Annotated in this window: 19 protein-coding genes and 1 tRNA gene; 12 read left to right on the top strand and 8 right to left on the bottom strand. The window is 66.8% G+C overall.

What is annotated here, in order from left to right; translation table 11 throughout:
* The first annotated feature begins 74 nt into the window (after positions 1-74).
* The gene (locus IRT45_RS24865; RefSeq protein ID WP_194808296.1) at positions 75-1499 is read left to right on the top strand and encodes a CRISPR-associated helicase/endonuclease Cas3; all 1425 of its coding nucleotides are present in this window, start codon (positions 75-77) and stop codon (positions 1497-1499) included.
* A gap of 227 nt (positions 1500-1726) precedes the next feature.
* On the opposite strand, the gene IRT45_RS38085 is transcribed toward IRT45_RS24865, so the two are convergent.
* On the bottom strand, positions 1727-1975 hold the full coding sequence (locus IRT45_RS38085; protein WP_194808295.1) for a helix-turn-helix domain-containing protein: 249 nt from the start codon (positions 1973-1975) through the stop codon (positions 1727-1729).
* A gap of 56 nt (positions 1976-2031) precedes the next feature.
* Between IRT45_RS38085 and IRT45_RS24855 the strand changes: the two genes are divergently transcribed.
* Positions 2032-2745 carry a hypothetical protein gene (locus IRT45_RS24855; RefSeq protein WP_194808294.1) on the top strand — a complete coding sequence of 238 codons (714 nt, stop codon included), beginning with the start codon at positions 2032-2034 and terminating at the stop codon, positions 2743-2745.
* Positions 2742-4118, top strand: coding sequence for a site-specific integrase (locus tag IRT45_RS24850; protein ID WP_194808293.1), 1377 nt, complete (start codon positions 2742-2744; stop codon positions 4116-4118). The genes IRT45_RS24855 and IRT45_RS24850 overlap by 4 nt, the downstream gene beginning before the upstream one ends.
* Positions 4119-4220: 102 nt before the next feature.
* Here IRT45_RS24850 and IRT45_RS24845 read toward each other — a convergent pair.
* The 4 genes from IRT45_RS24845 to IRT45_RS24830 all read right to left on the bottom strand — a co-directional run bounded on the left by IRT45_RS24845 (position 4221) and on the right by IRT45_RS24830 (position 6068).
* Positions 4221-4292 (bottom strand) — tRNA-Val (locus tag IRT45_RS24845).
* 74 nt (positions 4293-4366) lie between these two features.
* A complete protein-coding gene (locus IRT45_RS24840; protein ID WP_062999484.1) occupies positions 4367-4831 on the bottom strand; it encodes a peroxiredoxin in 465 nt (154 codons plus the stop codon).
* Between the two features lie 79 nt (positions 4832-4910).
* Positions 4911-5333, bottom strand: a complete 423-nt coding sequence (locus IRT45_RS24835) for a DUF3052 domain-containing protein (RefSeq protein ID WP_030518770.1) — start codon at positions 5331-5333, stop codon at positions 4911-4913.
* 177 nt (positions 5334-5510) lie between these two features.
* Entirely contained in the window at positions 5511-6068 is a 558-nt protein-coding gene (locus IRT45_RS24830) for a hypothetical protein (RefSeq protein WP_228534975.1), read from the bottom strand.
* 238 nt (positions 6069-6306) lie between these two features.
* Between IRT45_RS24830 and aceE the strand changes: the two genes are divergently transcribed.
* From aceE to IRT45_RS24800, 6 genes are all read left to right on the top strand, one after another.
* Positions 6307-9255 carry a pyruvate dehydrogenase (acetyl-transferring), homodimeric type gene (gene aceE / locus IRT45_RS24825; RefSeq protein WP_375540150.1) on the top strand — a complete coding sequence of 983 codons (2949 nt, stop codon included), beginning with the start codon at positions 6307-6309 and terminating at the stop codon, positions 9253-9255.
* 79 nt (positions 9256-9334) lie between these two features.
* Positions 9335-10663: a helix-turn-helix domain-containing protein gene (locus tag IRT45_RS24820; protein WP_309241142.1), complete on the top strand. Its 1329-nt coding sequence runs from the start codon at positions 9335-9337 to the stop codon at positions 10661-10663.
* Between the two features lie 128 nt (positions 10664-10791).
* A complete protein-coding gene (locus tag IRT45_RS24815) occupies positions 10792-11706 on the top strand; it encodes an ACP S-malonyltransferase (RefSeq protein WP_194808292.1) in 915 nt (304 codons plus the stop codon).
* Between the two features lie 130 nt (positions 11707-11836).
* A complete protein-coding gene (gene acpM / locus IRT45_RS24810; RefSeq protein WP_194808291.1) occupies positions 11837-12136 on the top strand; it encodes a meromycolate extension acyl carrier protein AcpM in 300 nt (99 codons plus the stop codon).
* Positions 12137-12146: 10 nt separating this feature from the next.
* A complete protein-coding gene (locus IRT45_RS24805; RefSeq protein WP_194808290.1) occupies positions 12147-13397 on the top strand; it encodes a KasA/KasB family beta-ketoacyl-ACP synthase in 1251 nt (416 codons plus the stop codon).
* 149 nt (positions 13398-13546) lie between these two features.
* Positions 13547-14992 carry an acyl-CoA carboxylase subunit beta gene (locus IRT45_RS24800; RefSeq protein WP_194808289.1) on the top strand — a complete coding sequence of 482 codons (1446 nt, stop codon included), beginning with the start codon at positions 13547-13549 and terminating at the stop codon, positions 14990-14992.
* Positions 14993-15070: 78 nt separating this feature from the next.
* Here the strand turns inward: IRT45_RS24800 and IRT45_RS24795 are convergent, their stop codons facing one another.
* The 3 genes from IRT45_RS24795 to IRT45_RS24785 form a co-directional block, all read right to left on the bottom strand.
* Positions 15071-15598, bottom strand: coding sequence for a DUF3145 domain-containing protein (locus tag IRT45_RS24795; RefSeq protein ID WP_062999500.1), 528 nt, complete (start codon positions 15596-15598; stop codon positions 15071-15073).
* Between the two features lie 96 nt (positions 15599-15694).
* A complete protein-coding gene (locus tag IRT45_RS24790; RefSeq protein WP_194808288.1) occupies positions 15695-16528 on the bottom strand; it encodes a serine hydrolase in 834 nt (277 codons plus the stop codon).
* A 50-nt stretch (positions 16529-16578) separates the two neighbouring features.
* Complete coding sequence (locus tag IRT45_RS24785; RefSeq protein ID WP_194808287.1) at positions 16579-16950, bottom strand: MerR family transcriptional regulator; 372 nt, start codon at positions 16948-16950, stop codon at positions 16579-16581.
* Between the two features lie 54 nt (positions 16951-17004).
* Here IRT45_RS24785 and IRT45_RS24780 point away from each other — a divergent pair, with 54 nt between their 5' ends.
* The 3 genes from IRT45_RS24780 to trpB all read left to right on the top strand — a co-directional run bounded on the left by IRT45_RS24780 (position 17005) and on the right by trpB (position 20412).
* Positions 17005-17778, top strand: a complete 774-nt coding sequence (locus IRT45_RS24780; RefSeq protein WP_194808286.1) for an alpha/beta fold hydrolase — start codon at positions 17005-17007, stop codon at positions 17776-17778.
* A gap of 64 nt (positions 17779-17842) precedes the next feature.
* A complete protein-coding gene (locus IRT45_RS24775; protein WP_194808285.1) occupies positions 17843-19033 on the top strand; it encodes a serine hydrolase domain-containing protein in 1191 nt (396 codons plus the stop codon).
* Between the two features lie 143 nt (positions 19034-19176).
* A complete protein-coding gene (gene trpB, locus IRT45_RS24770) occupies positions 19177-20412 on the top strand; it encodes a tryptophan synthase subunit beta (RefSeq protein ID WP_194808316.1) in 1236 nt (411 codons plus the stop codon).
* The last annotated feature ends 1 nt before the right edge of the window (position 20413 follow it).

Genomic DNA, 20413 nt, shown 5'->3' with positions numbered 1-20413 from the left:
CCGCGGAAAGGTCCATCACGAGGCGGCCGCGGTGATCAACGACGCGGTGCTGGCCGGGCTGCGGTCCCGGCTCGATGGGAATGCGGACGAAAAAGGACGGTCCGCGACTTTACGACGACTTTTCTACGATTCGGAAGACTCCGGTACGAGTACGGCCCCTGACCAGTGCGATATCCACCCTGGTCAGGGGTCGTTTTCTGCTCCCCCATCTGGACTCGAACCAGAAACCTGCCGAATCACTGTTCGGACGCAAGCCTTCCCAGATCCGCAAACTGCATCGGCTGGCCAACTCGGTGATCGTCCTCGACGAAGTCCAAGCACTGCCGCATCACTTACTGCTGCCGATCCTCAGCGGGCTGCGAACGTTAGCCGAGCCGCCGTTCAACGCCACCGTCCTGCTCACCTCCGCCACGCAACCCGAATTCCAGGCCCTGTCGGTATGGAAACACTCCACGACCCACAATGCCGTCGATATCACCGAGGTGATCGCCGACCCGCAACCACTGTTCGACCGGGCCCGCCGAGTCAACTACCAGTGGCGGCTCGATCCCCCACCGACATGGCAACAGATCGCCGACGAGGCCGCCACGCAACCGCAGGCCCTGATCGTCGTGAACACCGTCGCCGACGCCCGCAACCTCTACCGACTGCTCCAGCACACCGGCCATGCCTGGCACCTGTCGACCAGACTGTGCGCCGAGCACCGGCAAGCTGTCCTGGAAACGGTCAACTCACGACTACGTGCCGGCGAGCCGCCCCTACTCATCTCCACTCAACTCATCGAAGCAGGAGTCGACCTGTCCTTCCCCACCGTGTGGCGCGCTCTCGCCCCCGCGGACTCACTGCAGCAGGCCGCAGGACGCTGCAACCGCAACGGCGAATTCCCGGACGATGGCATAGTCATCGTGTTCGATCCCGCCGACGGCCACATGCCACCGGACTACAAAATCTCAGTCGGACTCACCGTCGAACACTTCGGCACGAAACCAGCCGAACTCGACGACCAACGGGCACTCGCGCGCTACTACAGCGCGCTTTATCGCGACCTCCAACTCGAACGCACCTCCCGCGACAAAACCACATGGCCAGCCGGACCAACCATCCAGGACAACCGCGAGAAACTCGACTTCCGCGCGGTTACCGACGGCCCCCTCATCGACGCCGGCACCTCCACCAGACGCGACAAGAAGAAGGCCTTCCGGATGATCGACGAAGAATCTGTCCCCCAGGTAATCGCCGCAACCCCGGACGAAGCCCGACACGTCGACCCGCTACTCACCGCCATCAGCAACGGAACAATCACCGCCAGAACAGCACTCAGAAGACTCCAGCCCTGGACAGTCCAACTCGCAACGCACATCGCACAACGATCAGACGTCACACCCTCGATCCACAACATCATCGGAAACCTCGGCCGCTGGTACGGCACCTACGACTGGGACCCAGACACCCACCGCGGCACAGGCCTGGACGAGAACACTCTAAATACCGTTCTCTGACACCGCTTGCGAACACTGCGGCGGTCAGACGTCTGAACCGTATCGGGTCCGGCAGTTTAAGCTCGCTGAGGCGACTTACCTGAGTTTCCTCGATCGGTGCTTCGGAGATGCCGGGGCAACTGGCGCATCACTGCCTGATTCTGTGTCGCGGTTCGATTTTGAGCGGCAAGTGCGTCCCAAGCAGACCCTGAACAGGGGCCCCAATGAGTTGCCCGCAGCACCCTGAGCTAATCGCCTAACCTGCCGGCCTCGGTACCTGGATTCGTAGCCGCGCGATCGGCCAAATCCAGGACTTGGCGAAGCCAGCTCGATGGGATCCGCAACCGTTGGCGCACTCGAATACTGGGCAACTCCTGCAACTTCACTGCCGCGTAGACCGTCGATCTACCAACTCCGAGTAGAACTGCGGCGTCATCGACAGACACGGTCGGCTCGCTCGTGACACGCTTCAGTGCCTCTTCCGCACGTGTGGTCATGCCATCCATATTGCGCCCACCCACGTTATTTTTCCATCTTCGATAACATTGGAAAAATGGCAGGGAAAAAACCCGTCCCACGCAACCCCCTAGAACTCGTCCAGCCGCCAACCAAGCCCGGCGATGTCACGTTCGTGGACTTTTTACCGCCGGCGGTCACACCACAGCGGCGATCGAGACCCGATGGCACTCACGGAGATACAGCGTTGAGACGGCTGCCCGGGCACCGGGCCGTCGTGCAACTCGCGGGATCACCATTCCGATTCGAAGTCCGTGTCGTCGAAGAGCCGGGGCAGCCGCCGCAGATCGTGGATCTGCGACTCTATTCCCCACCCGGGTTCGGCGATGTCGCGATCACCAACGCCGATCTGAAATCCATTCCCCTCGCACGCATTGCCGCTGCCGCGGGATCCGGTCTGCTGACATCGATGCACGACGTCGAAACCATCCCCGATCGCCTGGTCGCCCCCGAGCAGCACACCGATGTGGCCAAATCCGAGCAGCCCCGCCGCCGCGGGAGAGGGCGCCCGCGCAAACTCACCAACGAATTCCTGCACGAAATCGCCGACTACGCACGAGAAGCGCACCGGCGAGGCCAGCCGATCCCGCAGTACGTCGCCGCTTGCGTCGAGCCGGACCCGAAACGGCAACCCAGCGCCAACACCGTGCGCTGGTGGCTCAGCAAAGCCCGCGAACAGCGACTCCTCATCCCCGGAGAACTGAACCGCAAACCGAAAAACCCACCCCCGGAAGGAGCTACGCCGCCATGACCGACAGACCAAAACCCGCCCGCCGCGGCGAACCGATCAACGTCCACACCGCCGCCAACGGCACCAAGACCTACTGGTTCCGCGTCGACGTCGGTGCCAAGCCCGACGGCACCCGCGACCGGCAGCGTTTCACCTACCTCACCCTCGCCGAGGCCCGCCGCGAATACCGGCGCATCACCACCGAAGTCGCCGAAGGCCGCTACGTCCCCCGCACCACCATCACCGTCAGCGAATACCTCGACAAATGGCTCGACGGCAGACGCGACGTCCGCCGCGTCACCGCGACCGGATACCGCCACGCCCTCAAACCCGTCATCCGCCGACTCGGACGGCTCCCGCTGCAGAAACTCACCAAACAACACATCGACGACCTCGTCACCTGGCGACTCACCCAAGGCCGCAACCCCCGCAAGCCCCTCAGCGACACCGCCACCGCCATCCTCGAATTCACCCGCCACCACCCCGCAGGCGTCCGCGCCGGCGACATCGTCGACAAATTCGGCCCCAACACCAGCCAATACCTCACCCGACTCGTACGCTCCGGGCACCTCACACGCCTGGGGCGAGGCCACTACACACTGGCCCCGACACCGCCGAAACCGCCGGAACGCAAAGGCGTCTCCGACCAGACCGTCACCACCATGTTGATCCAACTGACCGCGGCCCTCAACGACGCCGTCACCCAGGGCCTCGTGCCCCGCAACGTCGCGCGCACCGTCCGGCGGCCCAGCGTGCGCGGCGAGGACTTCCAGGTATGGACCCGCGATCACAGCCGCCAGTTCCGTGACCACGTCCGCGGGCACCGGCTCTACGCGCTGTTCCTGCTGTCACTGTGCGGGCTGCGACGCTCGGAAATCATGGGACTGGAATGGAACGCGGTCGACTTCGATGCCGGCACCGTCACAGTCCGGCAGGGCCGGGTCGCGGTCACCGCGACCGAGACCGAGATCGGCGACCCCAAATCGTGGCGCTCCACGCGCACCCTGCCCGTGCCACCAGATGTCCTGCACGCACTGCGCGCCTTTCATGCCGTCCAGGCACGCGAGAAGCTCGCGCTCGGCGCGGCCTACCCCGACGAGCACGATCTGATCGCCCGCCACGAAGACGGCGAACCGATGCGACCCGAGTGGTACGGCGACGAGGTCCGGCGGCAGATGACCGCGGCCAGCGTTCCGCGCATCCGGCTCAAGGATGTCCGCCACACCGCCGCCACCATGTTGCTGGACTCCGGCGCCTCACCCGACACCGTCGCCAAATGGCTCGGCCACGACCCTGCCGTACTGCTGCGCGTCTACGCCCACCCGTATCAGGAACGGCTCGCCCAACTCGGCGACACCTTGTTCGACAACCCCGACCAGGCCCAGGAACAGTGATCCCACCGCGCGTTGGCCACTTCTTGGCCACTTCACGGCTTCGGCCACTCGCATGGGACGCAAGAATTCGGGAGAAAAGGTCTTCTACCTGGGAAAATGAAGTGGGCGCAGAGGGGTTCGAACCCCCGACCGCTGGTGTGTAAGACCAGTGCTCTACCACTGAGCTATACGCCCGGACTTCACCGGCCGGGCGGCGGTGAAGATGGTGTGCTGCGCGGGGCCGGATGTCCGGGTCCGTACGCGGCGGTTCATGAATCTAGTGCAGTGAGCGCTTTCTCCCAAGCCGCCTGGTCACGGGGCTCTCCGGGGCCGTTCATTTCGGCGAAACGGATGATTCCGTCCTTGTCCACGACGAAGGTGCCGCGGTTGGGGAAGCCGGTTTTGTCGTTGAAGACACCGTAGGCCTGGGTGACGGCGCCGTGCGGCCAGAAATCCGACAGCAGCGGGAAGGTATAGCCCTGCTCGGCCGCCCAGATCTTGTGGGTGGGCGGGGGTCCGACGGAGATGGCGAGGATCTCGGCGTTGTCGTTCTGGAACTTGGGCAGTTCGTCGCGCACCTTGCACAGCTCACCCTGGCAGATGCCGGTGAATGCCAGCGGGTAGAAGACGATCAGGACATTCTTGTGGCCCCGGTAGTCGGCGAGGCTCACATCCTGGTTGTTCTGATCCTTCAGCGTGAAATCCGGTGCGGCCGTACCCACTTCGAGCGGCATGCGCAGTCCTCCTGTCTTCGACGGCGGGCTGTTCCGGTACTCGGCGGCCGCCCGTGCGAAACAATAGTCACGCGGTGGGTCAGCGCTGCTTCGAGGGCGTCTTGGGCTGCATCAGCTTGGTGCCGGTCCAGGTGCCGAGGCTGACCGGTGTGGTCGACGTCAACCCCGCGGTGGGGGCGGATTCGGCGATCTCGCTGGGATCGACATGCCCGGGCTGGCCGGTCTTGGGGGTGAGCACCCACACGACACCGTCCTCGGCGAGCGGACCGATGGCATCCATCAGTTCGTCGACCAGGTCGCCGTCTCCGTCGCGCCACCACAGCAGTACGACGTCGATCACCTCGTCGGTGTCCTCGTCGAGTAGTTCGGAGCCGATCGCGTCCTCGACAGACGCCCTCAACTCGTCTGCGGTGTCCTCGTCCCAGCCCAACTCCTGAACCGCCATGCCGTGGGCAATGCCAAGCTTCTGAGCGTAGTTCTGCGCGTCCGCCGCGGCGACCACGGTGGTGTCCTCCTCAACTCCCGACAACAGATAGTTGCAAGCGAACATGGTTATCGGCCGCAACGCAAGCCGATCCGCCCAAATAACCTCCGAAATGTCGCGGATGCATGCCCCGGGGCGAAGCCTGCAGAGGCGGTTCGCAACGCCCTGAGCGGCCCCGGGACATCCGTTTCCCGGCTATCGCGCCGGGCATGCGGTACGCACCGCGTTCAGCGCGTCGTTGACTCGCTTACTGGCGTCGTTGAGCGTGCCGACGGGCGCGGTGTAGGTCATCTTGCGGGATTCGCCGGCCAGTCCGCGGGCGGCGTTCACATAGTCGGTGAACTTCTGCGCCAGATCCGCGGGTAACGCGTCGCCGGCGGCGGTGACCCGTCCCTCCACGGTCCGCGCGGCGTCCTCGAGGGTCTGGGCGGCGGCATCGCGCTTGGCGTCCTGATCGGGGGCGTTCGCATCGTGCGCGTCGACGAAGTCGTTGTACTTCGTCACCGCGGCGCCGGTGGTCTCACGGAAGGGTGTGCAGTTGTCGGCGACGGCCTTCGTCTGTGCGGCAGCCTTTTTCGACGAGGTGGCCGCGGCCGAGGACGCTGCCATCTCGGTGCGGAACGCGGCCGCGTCCGCCTGGTTCACCGTCGCGGTACCGTGGACAGCGGTAGAGCATCCTGCCACCACCAGTCCGGTGCCGACCGCCAAGGTCGCGCACATCAGTCCGAACCCACGTGGGTTCAGCAGTTTCATCGTCCTCCCCGCTTCTCGAGCAGTCGAAAGAATGTTCTGTGGCGAGCTCCGCTGCAACGAGCGTCACAGCCTAGCGAACGGTACTGGATTTACGGCTGACATGATGACCTGGGACGCATCATCGACAAGGATGTGAGGTGCGCCCCAAACCGTGAGCGACGGACGGCCCGCACACCAGCGGTGCTGCCCGGGGTTAGAGCCATCAGCTTGTCCACCCCCTGTACGAGGAGCATTGATTTTGACCGACCTGATGCACCCGATTTCGTCAAATTCTGCATCCGACCCCGAGCCGACGAGCAGCAACGGTTCCGCCGACCACCAGTCGGCGCCCGCCCGCCCGGCCGGTGCGCGGGTGCGTGTGATCCGCGAGGGGGTGGCGTCATATCTACCGGACATCGACCCGGAGGAGACGAGCGAGTGGCTCGATTCCTTCGACGAGATGCTCGAGCGCGAAGGCCCCGGCCGCGCGCGCTATCTGATGCTGCGCCTGCTCGAGCGCGCCGGTGAACGTCACGTCACCATTCCTTCGCTGACCTCCACCGATTACGTCAACACCATCCCCACCGAGAACGAGCCCTGGTTCCCCGGCGACGAAGAGGTCGAGCGCCGCTACCGCGCCTGGATCCGCTGGAACGCCGCGGTCATGGTGCATCGCGCGCAGCGGCCGGGAATCGGTGTGGGCGGCCATATTTCGACCTACGCGTCATCCGCGGCGCTGTACGAGGTCGGCTTCAACCACTTCTTCCGCGGTAAGGACCATCCCGGCGGCGGCGATCAGATCTTCATCCAGGGCCACGCCTCCCCCGGCATCTACGCGCGCGCCTTCCTCGAGGGCCGCCTGACCGAGGATCAGCTCGACGGGTTCCGCCAGGAATACAGCCACGGCGGTCCGGGCCACGGCTTGTCGTCGTATCCGCATCCGCGGCTGATGCCCGATTTCTGGGAATTCCCCACGGTTTCCATGGGCCTGGGCCCGATGAACGCCATCTACCAGGCGCGCTTCAACCACTACCTGCACGATCGCGGGATCAAGGACACCTCCGATCAGCACGTGTGGGCCTTCCTCGGCGACGGCGAGATGGACGAGGCGGAATCGCGCGGTCTGGCACATGTGGCGGCGCTGGAGGGTCTGGACAACCTGACCTTCGTCATCAACTGCAATCTGCAGCGGCTCGACGGCCCGGTCCGCGGTAACGGCAAGATCATCCAGGAGCTGGAGTCGTTCTTCCGCGGCGCCGGCTGGAACGTCATCAAGGTGATCTGGGGCCGGGAGTGGGATGCGCTGCTGGGCGCCGACCGCGACGGTGCGCTGGTCAACCTGATGAACTCGACCCCGGACGGCGACTACCAGACCTACAAGGCCAATGACGGCGCCTACGTGCGCGAGCACTTCTTCGGCCGCGATCCGCGCACCAAGGATCTGGTGAAGGACCTGACCGATCAGCAGGTCTGGAACCTCAAGCGCGGTGGCCACGACTACCGCAAGATCTACGCGGCCTACGCGGCGGCGCTGGCTCATCAGGGCAAGCCGACGGTGATCCTGGCCAAGACCATCAAGGGTTACGGCCTGGGCAAGCACTTCGAGGCGCGCAACGCGACGCACCAGATGAAGAAGATGACGCTCGACGATCTGAAGGCGTTCCGCGACGTGCAGCGCATTCCGATCACCGACGCCCAGCTCGAGGCCGATCCGTATCTGCCCCCGTACTACCACCCGGGCATGGATTCGCACGAGATCGGCTACATGCTGGACCGGCGCCGCGCGCTGGGCGGCTACCTGCCCGAACGGCGTTCGGCGGCAAAGCCTTTGCAGTTGCCCGGCGACGCGCCCTACGCCTCGGTGCGCAAGGGTTCGGGTAAGCAGAACGTGGCGACCACCATGGCGTTCGTGCGGCTGATGAAGGAACTGTTGCGCGACAAGGAGATCGGCAAGCGCATCGTGCCGATCATTCCCGACGAGGCCCGCACCTTCGGTATGGACTCGTGGTTCCCCTCGCTGAAGATCTACAACCGCAACGGGCAGCTGTACACCTCCGTCGACGCGGAATTGATGCTGGCCTACAAGGAAAGCCAAGTCGGCCAGATCCTGCACGAGGGCATCAACGAGGCCGGCTCGACCGCGTCGTTCACCGCGGCCGGCACGTCCTACGCCACCCACGGCGAGCCGATGATCCCGCTCTACATCTTCTATTCGATGTTCGGGTTCCAGCGCACCGGCGACGGCCTCTGGGCGGCCGCCGACCAGCTCGCCCGCGGTTTCGTCCTCGGCGCGACCGCCGGGCGCACGACGCTGACCGGTGAGGGTTTGCAGCACAACGACGGCCATTCGCTGCTGCTGGCCTCGACCAATCCGGCGGTCGTCTCCTACGATCCGGCGTTCGCCTTCGAGATCGCCCACATCGTGCGCGACGGCCTGCGCCGGATGTACGGGGGCGGGCGACCGCAGCTCGGCCCGGGCGGAACACTGGCCTCGGAGGTGCCGGGTACCCATCCGGTCATGGCGGACGACGTCTTCGGCGGCGAGAACGTCTTCTACTACATCACCCTCTACAACGAGCCGTATCAGCAGCCGGCCGAGCCGGACGACCTCGATATCGAGGGCCTGCTGAAGGGCATCTATCTGTACCGCCGGGGCGGCGGTACAGATGACGCGGCTCGCGGCGGTGGCGATGCGCGCGTCCAGATCCTGGTCGCGGGTGTGACGATGCCCGACGGCCTGCGCGCGCAGGAGCTGCTGGCGCAGGACTGGGGTGTGCAGGCGGATGTGTGGTCGGTGACCTCGTGGAGCGAGCTGCGCCGGGAGGCGCTGGCCAAGGAGATCCACACGCTGCGCCATCCGGATGCCGGAACCGATGCGCCATATGTGACGCGGGTGCTGTCGCAGGCGCAGGGGCCGTTCGTGGCGGCATCCGACTGGATGCGCGCGGTGCCGGACCAGATCCGCAAGTGGGTCCCCGGCGACTACACCACGCTGGGCACCGACGGATTCGGGTTCTCCGACACCCGGCAGGCGGCGCGGCGGGTGTTCAACGTCGACGCCGAATCCATCGCCCTGGCGGCGCTGGAGGCCCTGGGACGCACCGGCGGTATCGATCCGGCGGTGGTCGCGCAGGCCGCGGCCCGCTACCGCATCGATGACGTCGACGCCGCACCGAAATCGATGAGCAGCGAAGAACAGCTCGCGTGACCGGTCCGGTAGGGGCGCGAATCGCGCCCCTACCGGGGGGTTGCGGAGACCGACCAGCGCGATGACGGAATATTGAACAGTGGAACGTAAACCGCCGCGGCCTCGCCGGGTTTCCGAGGGGTCGTCCGAGCACGAGGTCTATCTGCCGACCGGTGCCCTGTCACCCAATCGGCAAACCCGCGATCCGCTGCCGGACACCCTGCTCAAGAGGGTGAAGCAATTCTCCGGGCGGCTGTCCACCGAGGCGATCGCCTCGATGGAGGACCGGCTACCGTTCTTCGGCGACCTGGACGCCGCCCAGCGCGCGGGCGTGCAGATGCTGGTGCAGACCGCCGTGGTCAATTTCCTGGAGTGGTTGCAGGATCCGGAAAGCGATATCCGCTTCAGCCTCGACGCGTTCCAGGTGATCCCGCAGGATCTGGCCCGGCGGCTGACCTTGCGTCAGACCGTCGACATGGTCCGCGTCGCGATGGAGTTCTTCGAGCAGTGGCTGCCGGCGCTGGCCCGCAACGACCGCCAGCTGGTGGCGCTCACCGAGGCGGTGCTGCGCTACGGCCGCGAACTCGGTTTCGCCGCGGCCTCGGTCTACGCCTCGGCGGCCGAATCCCGCGGTGCCTGGGACACCCGTCTGGAGGCGCTGGTCGTCGACGCCGTGGTGCGCGGCGACACCGGCGCCGAAATGCTCTCGCGCGCAGCCACATTGAACTGGGACGCCACCGCTGCGGCGACGGTGCTGGTCGGTACGCCGCCGAAAGATCAAGTGGCCGTGGTGAGTTCGGTGCACGTCATCGCCGCCCGGCACGGCCGCGCGGCACTGGCCGTCGTGCAGGGTTCGCGGCTGGTGATGGTGGTCAGCGGCAATCTCGGTGACACCGGCTACCCCTCGCCGTTCCTGATGGATCTGCTCGCCGAAGCGTTCTCCGACGGTCCCGTGGTGATCGGCCCGACCACGCGCACGCTGTCCGCGGCCCACGTCAGCGCGGTGGAGGCGATGGCCGGAATGGAAGCCGTGGTGGGCTGGCGGGCGGCGCCGCGACCGGTGCACGCCTCCGAACTTCTGCCCGAGCGAGCACTGCTCGGCGATCGGGCTGCGGTCGACGCTCTGAACGAGTATCTTGTGCTACCGTTGGCCGCCGCCGGGTCGGCCTTGTCGGACACTCTCGACGCCTACCTCGATTGCGGTGGAGCGGTCGAGACATGTGCCCGGCAGCTGTTCGTTCATCCAAATACGGTCCGCTATCGGCTCAAGCGCATCGCCGAGGTCACGGGCCGGGATCCGATGAATCCTCGTGACGCCTATGTGCTCCGAATCGCGGCAACGATAGGTCGTTTGACACGAACCCGTAACGAATCGTCAACACCTGCCCCAGAAGACTCGTCGGCAACTTTCTACGAAGATCGCCTGTAACGGACATCGGGGCGCTGTCGATCGCGACGACCCACGTGCCGTTTTGTGGGGTCCACACAAAAGCGTCGCTCAAACATCATCGGCGCCGACATCTCCCCAGAGCCCCCTCACGGTGTTTTGTTAGAGGCGTGATCGCGTTGTTCGCCCCTGGACAGGGCTCTCAGACACCCGGCATGCTCGCGCCATGGCTCGATCTTCCCGGCGCGCGTGACCGCCTCGAACTGTGGTCCAAGGCCTCCGGCCTGGATCTGCTCCGCCTCGGCACCACGGCCACCGCGGAGGAGATCACCGATACCGCGGTGACCCAGCCGCTGGTCGTCGCCGCCGCGCTGCTGGCTTTCGCCGAGATTCCGCACGAAGCGGTTCCGGCGGATACCATCGTCGCCGGACATTCGGTCGGCGAGCTCGCCGCCGCAGCCGTCGCCGGCGTCGTCTCCCCCGATGACGCGGTGAAACTGGCCGCGATCCGCGGTGAGGAGATGGCGAAGGCGTGTGCGCTGGTTCCGACCGGTATGTCCGCCGTGCTCGGTGGCGACGAAGCCGCCGTGCTCGACCGGCTCGCCGAGCTCGACCTGGTCCCGGCCAACCGCAACGCGGTCGGTCAGATCGTGGCGGCAGGCCGGCTGGATGCGTTGGCGGAACTGGCGGCGAACCCGCCGGAGAAGGCGCGGATTCGCGCGCTGCCCGTCGCCGGGGCCTTCCACACCGCGTTCATGGCACCCGCCCAGGACGCCGTGGCCGAAGCCATCTCCCAGATGGTCCCCGGTGAGCCGACCCGTACCCTGCTGTCGAACTACGACGGCAAGCCGGTCGACTCGGGCAAAGACGCCATCGAGAAGCTGGCGGCACAGGTGACCCGGCCCGTCCGGTGGGATCTGTGCACCGAAACCGTTCGCGCGGCAGGGGTTTCCGCGGTGGCCGAGTTGCCACCGGCCGGAACCCTGGTCGGCATCGCCAAGCGGGAGCTCAAGGGCACCCCGAATCTGGCGCTGAAGACCCCCGAGAACATCCCCGCGTTTGTCGAGCTCTCGGCAACCGGCTAGCTTTCCTCGCGGCTCGCAGTGACGCGACCGTGAGCGAGCAGGACGAAACATTCGTCCACCTCGTACCGAAGAAATAATCGGACCTCCGATTCACGTCGGACCAACGAAGGAACAAGAAGGGAGCCACCAAGTGGCCGCTCTGACCCAGGAACAGATCGTCGAAGAGCTCGGCAAGATCATCGAAGAGGTGACCGGCATCGAGCCCTCCGAGGTGACGATGGAGAAGTCCTTCGTCGACGACCTGGACATCGACTCACTGTCGATGGTCGAGATCGCCGTGCAGATGGAGGACAAGTACGGCGTCAAGATCCCGGACGAGGATCTCGCCAGCCTGAAGACCGTCGGTGACTCGGTCGCCTACGTCCAGAAGCTCGAGGCGGAGAATTCCGAGATCGCCGCGGAGCTCAAGGCCAAGTTCGACGCCCAGTAAGGCCGACACTGTGACCACTCCTTCCACTTTGAACGGGAACTTCCCCAACGTAGTCGTCACCAGTCTCGCGGCGACCACGTCGATCGCCGGTGACGTCGATGCGACGTGGAAGGGACTCCTCAACGGCGAGAGCGGCATCGACGTTCTCGAGGATTCCTTCATCGAGGAATACGACCTCCCGGTTCGCATCGGCGGCCACCTGAAGGTTTCGCCGGACACCCTGCTCAGCCGAGTCGAGATCCGCCGCATGGCATATGTCGAGCGGCTGGCGATGGTGCTGGGGCGCGAGGTGTGGAAGAACGCCGGCAGCCCCGAGGTCGACCCCGAGCGCCTGGCCGTGGCGATCGGCACCGGTCTCGGCGGCGGCGACGCGCTCATCGACTCGGTGGACAAGCTGAAGAACGGCGGCTACCGCAAGATCTCGCCGCTGGCCGTTCAGATGGTCATGCCGAACGGGCCGTCCGCTGTCGTGGGCCTCGAACTGGGGGCCAAGGCGGGAGTGGTCACCCCGGTCTCGGCATGTTCGTCGGGATCCGAGGGCATCGCCAACGCGTGGCGGATGATCGTCATGGGCGACGCCGACATGGTCGTCACCGGCGGTGTCGAGGGCTACATCTCCGACGTGCCGATCGCCGCGTTCTCCATGATGCGTGCGATGAGCACCCGCAACGACGACCCCAAGGGAGCGTCGCGGCCGTTCGACAAGGATCGTGACGGCTTCGTCTTCGGCGAGGCCGGTGCGCTGATGGTCGTGGAGACCGAAGAGCACGCCAAAGCGCGCGGAGCCACCATCCACGCTCGCCTGCTCGGTGCCGGCATCACCTCCGACGGCTTCCATCTGGTCGCTCCGGACCCCACGGGTGCCGGTGCGGCGCGCGCCATGGAGCGCGCCATGCAGACCGCCGGACTGTCGAAGTCCGACATCACGCACATCAATGCGCACGCGACCGCCACCCCGATCGGGGACACCGCGGAAGCGAACGCGATTCACAAGGCCGTGGGAACCCACGCCTCGGTCTACGCGCCCAAGTCCGCCCTGGGCCACTCGATCGGCGCTGTGGGCGCCCTCGAGTCGGTACTCACAGTGCTCAGCATTCGCGACGGCATCGTTCCGCCCACGCTGAACCTGGAGAACCAGGACCCGGAGATCGACCTGGATGTCGTGCACGGTGAGGCCCGTCGCCAGGACATCGAGTACGCGATCAACAACTCGTTCGGTTTCGGCGGCCACAACGTGGCGCTCGCCTTCGGACGGTACTGATCCGACTCGTCGACAACGTCTGTCGACAACTTCAGCGAACCCGGTGGGGCTTTTCGGCCAAGGCAGATCCCCTCGTCGAAAAGCCCCACCGGGATTTTCATCTTCGCAGCCGCGTCAGCGACTCCACATTCCCTCGAGGAGAGACCGCGATGACCATCATGGCCCCCGCGCAGGCGGACGCCACGACCGATCCCCGGGATCCGCTGGGTCGGTTGCAGCGCTTCTTCGATCCCGGCACCGTCCTCCCGCTCCACCCCCGCGACAAGTCCGGCGTGCTGGCCGCCATCGGTGAGGTCGACGGCGTGCGCACCGTCGCGTACTGCTCCGATGCCACCGTGATGGGTGGCGCCATGGGTGTCGACGGGTGCAAGCACATCGTGGACGCGATCGATACCGCCATCGACTCCCGGATTCCTGTCGTCGGCATCTGGCATTCGGGCGGTGCGCGCCTGGCCGAGGGCGTCGAGGCACTGCACGCGGTGGGCACCGTCTTCGAGGCGATGGTTCGCGCGTCGGGCCTGGTCCCCCAGATTTCGATCGTGGTCGGCTTCGCCGCCGGCGGCGCCGCGTACGGTCCCGCGCTGACCGACGTCGTCATCATGGCGCCCGAGGGCCGCGTCTTCGTGACCGGTCCGGATGTCGTCAAGTCGGTCACCGGTGAGAACGTCGACATGGCGACCCTCGGTGGTCCCGAGACCCACGGCAAGAAGTCCGGTGTGTGCCATATCGTCGCCGACGACGAGAACGACGCGATGCACCGCGGCCGCCGCCTGGTCTCGATGTTCGCCGAACAGGGCGAATTCGATCTGTCCGCCGCCGCCCACGGCGATGTGGACCTCAAGGCGATGCTGCCGGAGTCGGCCAAGCGCGCCTACGACGTCAAGCCGGTCGTGCGCGAGCTGCTCGACAAGATCCCCTCGCCGGACGGCGACGACGAATCCTCCTTCGAGGAGATGCAGGGCGGTTACGCCCGCAGCATCGTCACCGGTCTCGGCCGCCTCGGTGGTCGCACGGTCGGCGTGCTCGCCAACAACCCGCTGCGCATGGGCGGCTGCCTCACCAGCGAATCCGCCGAGAAGGCAGCGCGTTTCGTGCGCCTGTGCAACTCCTTCGGCATTCCGCTGGTCGTGATCACCGACGTGCCCGGCTATCTGCCCGGTGTCGGCATGGAATGGGAGGGCGTGGTGCGCCGCGGCGCGAAACTGCTGCACGCCTTCGCCGAGGCCCGCGTTCCGCGCGTCACGCTGGTGACCCGCAAGATCTACGGCGGCGCCTACATCGCGATGAACGCCCGCTCGCTGGGCGCCACCGCCGTGTACGCCTGGCCGGAGTCCGAGGTCGCCGTGATGGGCGCCAAGGCCGCGGTCGGCATCCTGCACAAGAAGGCCATCGCGAAGGCCCCCGAGGAGGAGCGCGAGGCTCTGATCGAGCGCCTCACCGCCGAACACGAGACCATCGCCGGCGGCGTCGGGCGGGCCCTGTCCATCGGCGTCGTGGACGAGGTCATCGACCCCGCCAAGACCCGGTCCACCATTGCCGCCGCGCTGGCCTCGGCCCCGGCGCAGCCCAGCCACAACAAGAACATCCCGCTGTAAAGCCTTCGGCGCCAACGCATTACGGGTGGTCTCCCTAACGGAGGCCACCCGTCGTGTTTGTCCCGATCGGTGCGGGGCTCAGCCGACGTCGCGGCGGAGCCAGGTGACCTCGGCGCCTTCGCCGCCGGTCCGGAAGGGTTCGAGTTCGTCGTCCCAGGCGGTGCCCAGGGCGCGATCGATATCGGCGGAGATGTCACCGTGGCGGCCGCGTGCCCGGGCCGAGCGCACGATTTCCCGCAGGCGCATCTCGCCGACCATGACATCGCCGTTGGCGCTCATCGCACCGGTCCACAAACCGAGGCCGGGAACGAAACTGTAGCGTTCGCCATCGACACCTTCGGAGGGATCCTCGGTGACTTCGAAGCGCAACACCGGCCAATCCCGCAACGCCTTGGCAATTCGCCCCGCGGTGCCGACCGGACCCACCCAGTCGGTGGTTGCGCGCAGTTGTCCCGCGGCGGCCGGCTGGGCGGTCCAGCGCAGCGACGCAGGTGATTTCAGAGTGGAGGAAAGCGTCCATTCGATGTGCGGGCACAGCGCGGCCGGTGACGCGTGGATGTACACCACACCACACGTCACATCCGCGAACTGATCAGATGCGCGCACCTGTACACCTCCAGCCTCGACATTGGACGTCTTCCCCAACATCCCGTCGAGCGCAGGCGTTGCCCGAGTTTACTGGAGTGCCCGATGTTACGGCTGTTACTTTTCTGCCGTGTCGCGAATCCGCTGCATATCGGCGATGACGGCATCGCTGAGCGTCGGCCACACCGCTCGGGCCCAATCGCCGAAATTCTCGTCGCTCAACGCCACACACGCCACCTCGATCTCCGGATCCACCCACAGGAAGGTGCCCGACTGCCCGAAATGCCCGTAGGTTCGCGGCGAGTTGGCTCCCCCCGTCCAATGCGAAGTCTTGTGGTCGCGGATCTCGAATCCCAGACCCCAATCATTGGGGCGCTGCGATCCGTATCCGGGAAGTACTCCGCCGACGCCGGGGAATTGCACGGAGGTCGCCGCGGTGAGCATGTCACCGGATATCAAGATCGGGTTCAGCAATTCTGCGGCGAAACGCAGCAGATCGTTCACCGTGGAGCGGGCGGCGTGCCCGGCGGATCCGGCCAAGACCGAGGATTTCATTCCGAGTGGCTCGAATACCGCTTGCCTCAGGTATTCGGGGAATTCGATTCCGGTCTCGCGCGTGAGGAACTCGGCGAGCACTTCGAATCCGGCGCTGGAATAGATGCGGCGCTGCCCGGGCTCGGCCATGATCACGGTGGTGTCGAAGGCCAGTCCGGCCGTATGCGACAGCAGGTGCCGCACGGTGGAGCCGGGCGGGCCGGCGGGCTGGTCCAGTTCGATCGCACCTTCTTCGACCGCCACCAGAACCGCGTAGGCGGCAAGGGGTTTCGTGACGGAGGCGAGGGCGAATACCCGGTCGAGGTCTCCCTCGGTGCCGGCCACGCCGTGAGCATCGACGACGCCCGCTGCGGCGTGCCGGACGGGCCAGTCGCGAATCTGTTCCAGTGCTCGCACGGCACCGAGCCTACGAGAAGGGCCCGAGCCCGCCGCCGCGGGGAGGCCGGTTACGCCGGGCCGTCGCTGCGATAGGGCGCGGCCACGAGTTGCTCGTCCTGACGGGCCAGCAGCGTGCGGCGCCGGGTCAGCTCGGCGATCTGCGCGTCGAGGTGAGACAGGCCCTCCCGCACGATCTTTCGGGTGTGATCGCAGTGCTGCAAGCCCGTGGCGGTCGCACACGGCAGCAGTTCGCGGATGGCGCTGGTCGGCAGTCCGGCGGCGAGCAACTCGCGAATGCGGTGTACCCGCTGGGGTGCGTCGTCGGCGTAGACGCGGTAGCCGTTGCCGTCGCGGCGGGCGCTCAGCAGTCCCTGTTCCTCGTAGTAGCGCAGCAGGCGGGTGCTGACGCCGGTGATGTTCGCCAGCTCGCCGATCAGCACCGCACCCTCCCGGACTTGACCTTCACACTCATGTCAATCCCTAACGTCGCGGCCATGACCAACATTTCACTGTCCACATCGGTGACCGGCAGCGGTCCCGCGGTCGTGCTCGCGCACGGCGCGGGCGGCGGGATCGAGGCCAACTTCGGTTCTCTGATCCCTTTGCTCGCCGAGCGGCACACCGTGATCGGCTCCGACTATCCGGCCGACGACACCGTCCTGACCCTCGACGGGTTGGCCGACGCACTGGTCGAGGAGGCCGTGGCGGCGGGCGCCGAGCGGTTCCCGATCATCGGATTCTCGCTGGGCACGGCGGTGGCGGTACGCGCCGCCGTGCGTCATCCCGATCGGGTCACCGGGTTGGTGCTCGCGGCCGGGCTGGCGCGAGCCGACCATCGGGCGCGGCTCGCGCTGGATCTGTGGCTCGGTGCGCTCGCCGCCCGCGATCACGACGCGTTCGCGCGCGTAGTGCTGCTGTCCGGATACAGTGCCGCGTTCACCAATTCGCTGCCGGACGAGGTGTTTTCGCAGTATCTGGCGCAGATCGCGGCCCAGGTTCCGGGCGGGGCGGCGGCGCAGGCTGATCTGGTGACCCGGGTGAACACCCGCGCCGATCTGCCACGGGTCGCGGTGCCGACCCGGGTCATCGCCGCCACGGCCGATCTGCTGGTCGATCCCGCCAATTCGCGTGAGCTGGCGGCGGCGATTCCGGGCGCCGACTACGTCGAGGTGGCGGCGGGACACGTGCTGATGCAGGAGGCGCCGCAGGAGTGGCATCGCGCCGTCCTCGACTACTTCGCGGACAGCTCCCGAATCCACGCCGCCTGATCGATTCCGATCCGGGTGGACACCGTACGACGCCGCGGCGATGACCGTTACCATCGGTTGCACTATGGGCGAGGTTGCTGAGGTACACGGTGAGGTGGCGAGCGGTTTCGAGCCGGTCGCGGACGCGTTTCGGCGCAACTTCGCCCGGTTCGGCGAAATCGGGGCGGCCGTGGCCGTCTACGACGGGGACCGGCCGGTGGTGGATCTGTGGGCGGGGTTCCGCGATCGCCGCGGACAGCTGCCGTGGGAGCGCGACACCATGGTTCCGGTGTTCTCCTCGACGAAGGGGATGACGGCATTCGCCGTGGCGAGTGCCGTCTCGCGCGGGGTGCTCGACTACCAGGCGCCGGTCGCGCAGTACTGGCCGGAATTCGCCGCGCACGGCAAGGGATCGATCACGGTGCGGCAGCTGCTCGACCACCGCGCGGGCCTGCCGGTGCTGGATCGGGTGGTGCGGCTGTCGGATATGGCCGACCGGGATCGGCTCGCGGAGATCCTGGCCGACCAGAGACCACTGTGGAGTCCCGGCACCCGGCAGGGCTACCACCCGATCACCGCCGGGCTGTATCAGGGCGAACTGCTGCGCCGCGTCGATCCGCGGCACCGCACCCTGGGCCGCGTCTTCGCCGAGGACTTCGCCGGCCCGCTCGAACTGGACTTCTTCATCGGACTGCCGGAGGAACAATCCCTCGATCGCATCGCCACGCTCGCGTCGACCTCAGGGCTGGACCTGCTGCGGTACGAGCGAGACGTGCCGCTGCGCATCGCGATTCAGATGTTCCTACGACGCGGTCTGACCTATCGCGCCTTGAGCAGCCCCCGCACCGGTGCGCCCGAACGTGCCACCCGCCGCGAATTCCTCGGCGTCGAGAGCCCGGCCGCGGGCGGCGTGGGCACGGCGCGTTCCCTGGCGCGGGTCTACGGCGCGGCGGCGGGACGCACCGGTGAATTGCCCATCGCACCGGGCATTCTCGACCGCCTGGCCACCGCCGACACCGTCGACGACGTGCCCGCCGACGATCTGGTGCTGCTCACCCGCAGCCGCTACCACCTGGGGTTCCGCAAATCCTGTGGCAGCTTCCGCTTCGGCAGCGACAAGCGCGCCTACGGCACCACCGGTTACGGAGGCTCGTTCGGATTCGCCGATCCGGCAACGGGTTTGGGTTTCGGCTATGTGATGAACCGCCTCGGCACCGCCGTCCTCGACGATGCGCGCGCCCGTGCCGTCCGGGAGGCACTACTCCGCTGCGGCTGATCTCGCCACCCGCGCCGACTTACCACCACTGACGATGACCTCTTCCGTGCTGTTAACTCACTCGTTGCCGGCAGGTGACCAGGTGTGCGAGCGGATCGCACACACTGTCCGAGCCGGACGGCGAGGAGAAAGCGCGGATGCGAATGGTGATCGGACACAGGCCAACCCACGCCACCACTCGGGACGGCATCCGAGACCCCGGTAGATTCGGCGCGTTCGGCGGGCGTTACGTTCCCGAAGGACTGATGGCGGCGCTCACCGACGTGGAGAACGCCCATCGAACCGCCTGGGCGGATCCGGAATACCACCGCGAACTCGACCGGTTGCTGCGCGAGCGCGTCGGCCGGCCGACCTTGCTGCATGCGGCGCCGCAGCTCGCGCGGGCGCTGGGAGTGCCCGGGGTGCGTGTGTTCCTCAAGCGCGAGGATATGACGCACACCGGCGCCCACAAGATCAACAATGCGCTCGGGCAGGCGCTGCTGGCCGTGCGGATGGGCAAGACCCGCATCATCGCCGAAACCGGGGCGGGGCAGCACGGCGTCGCGGTGGCGACCGTCTGCGCGATGCTCGGACTGTCGTGTGTGATCTACATGGGCGCCGACGATATGGCCCGTCAGCAGAGCAACGTCGTGCGGATGCGCCTGCTCGGGGCGGACGTGCGCGCCGTTCGCTCCGGTGACCGCCGCCTGAAGGCCGCGGTGACCGAGGCGGTGCGAGACTGGGTGGCACACACCGAAAGCACGCATTTCCTGTTCGGCACCGCCACCGGGCCCGCACCCTATCCGCGCATGGTGCGCGACCATCAGAGCCGGATCGGCATCGAATCCCGGGCACAACTGCTGGCGGCGACGGGGCGGCTGCCCGACCACGTCATCGCCTGCGTGGGCGGCGGCAGTAACGCCATCGGCATGTTCCACGCGTTCACCGGCGATGCGCGGGTGCGGCTGATCGGCGTGGAAGCCGGGGGCCGCGGGTTACACACGGGCGAGCACGCGGCCACGCTCAGCGCGGGCACACCGGGTGAGATGGACGGCTCGTTCAGCTACGTCCTGCAGGACCACGAGGGTCAGATCGCGCGAACCCACAGCATCGCGGCCGGATTGGATTATCCGGGGGTGGGCCCGGAACTGAGCCATCTCAAGGACATCGGCCGCATCGATCACGCCGTCGCGACCGATGCGGTGGCGCTGCGCGGACTGGATACGCTGTGCCGTACCGAAGGCATCATCACCGCGCTCGAATCCGCGCACGCCGTGGGATATCTGCTGGAGTCGGCCGAACAGGGCGCGATCGCCGAGGACGCGCTGATCCTGCTGTGCCTGTCCGGCCGTGGCGACAAGGATCTCGCCATCGTCGCCGACCTGCTCGACGCCGGCTGAC

It is taken from the genome of Nocardia sp. BSTN01 (genome assembly GCF_015354405.1).
GTDB lineage: Bacteria > Actinomycetota > Actinomycetes > Mycobacteriales > Mycobacteriaceae > Nocardia.
The sequence above is the reverse complement of the archived record's forward strand: the minus strand, read 5'-3'. Positions and strand labels throughout refer to the sequence as shown.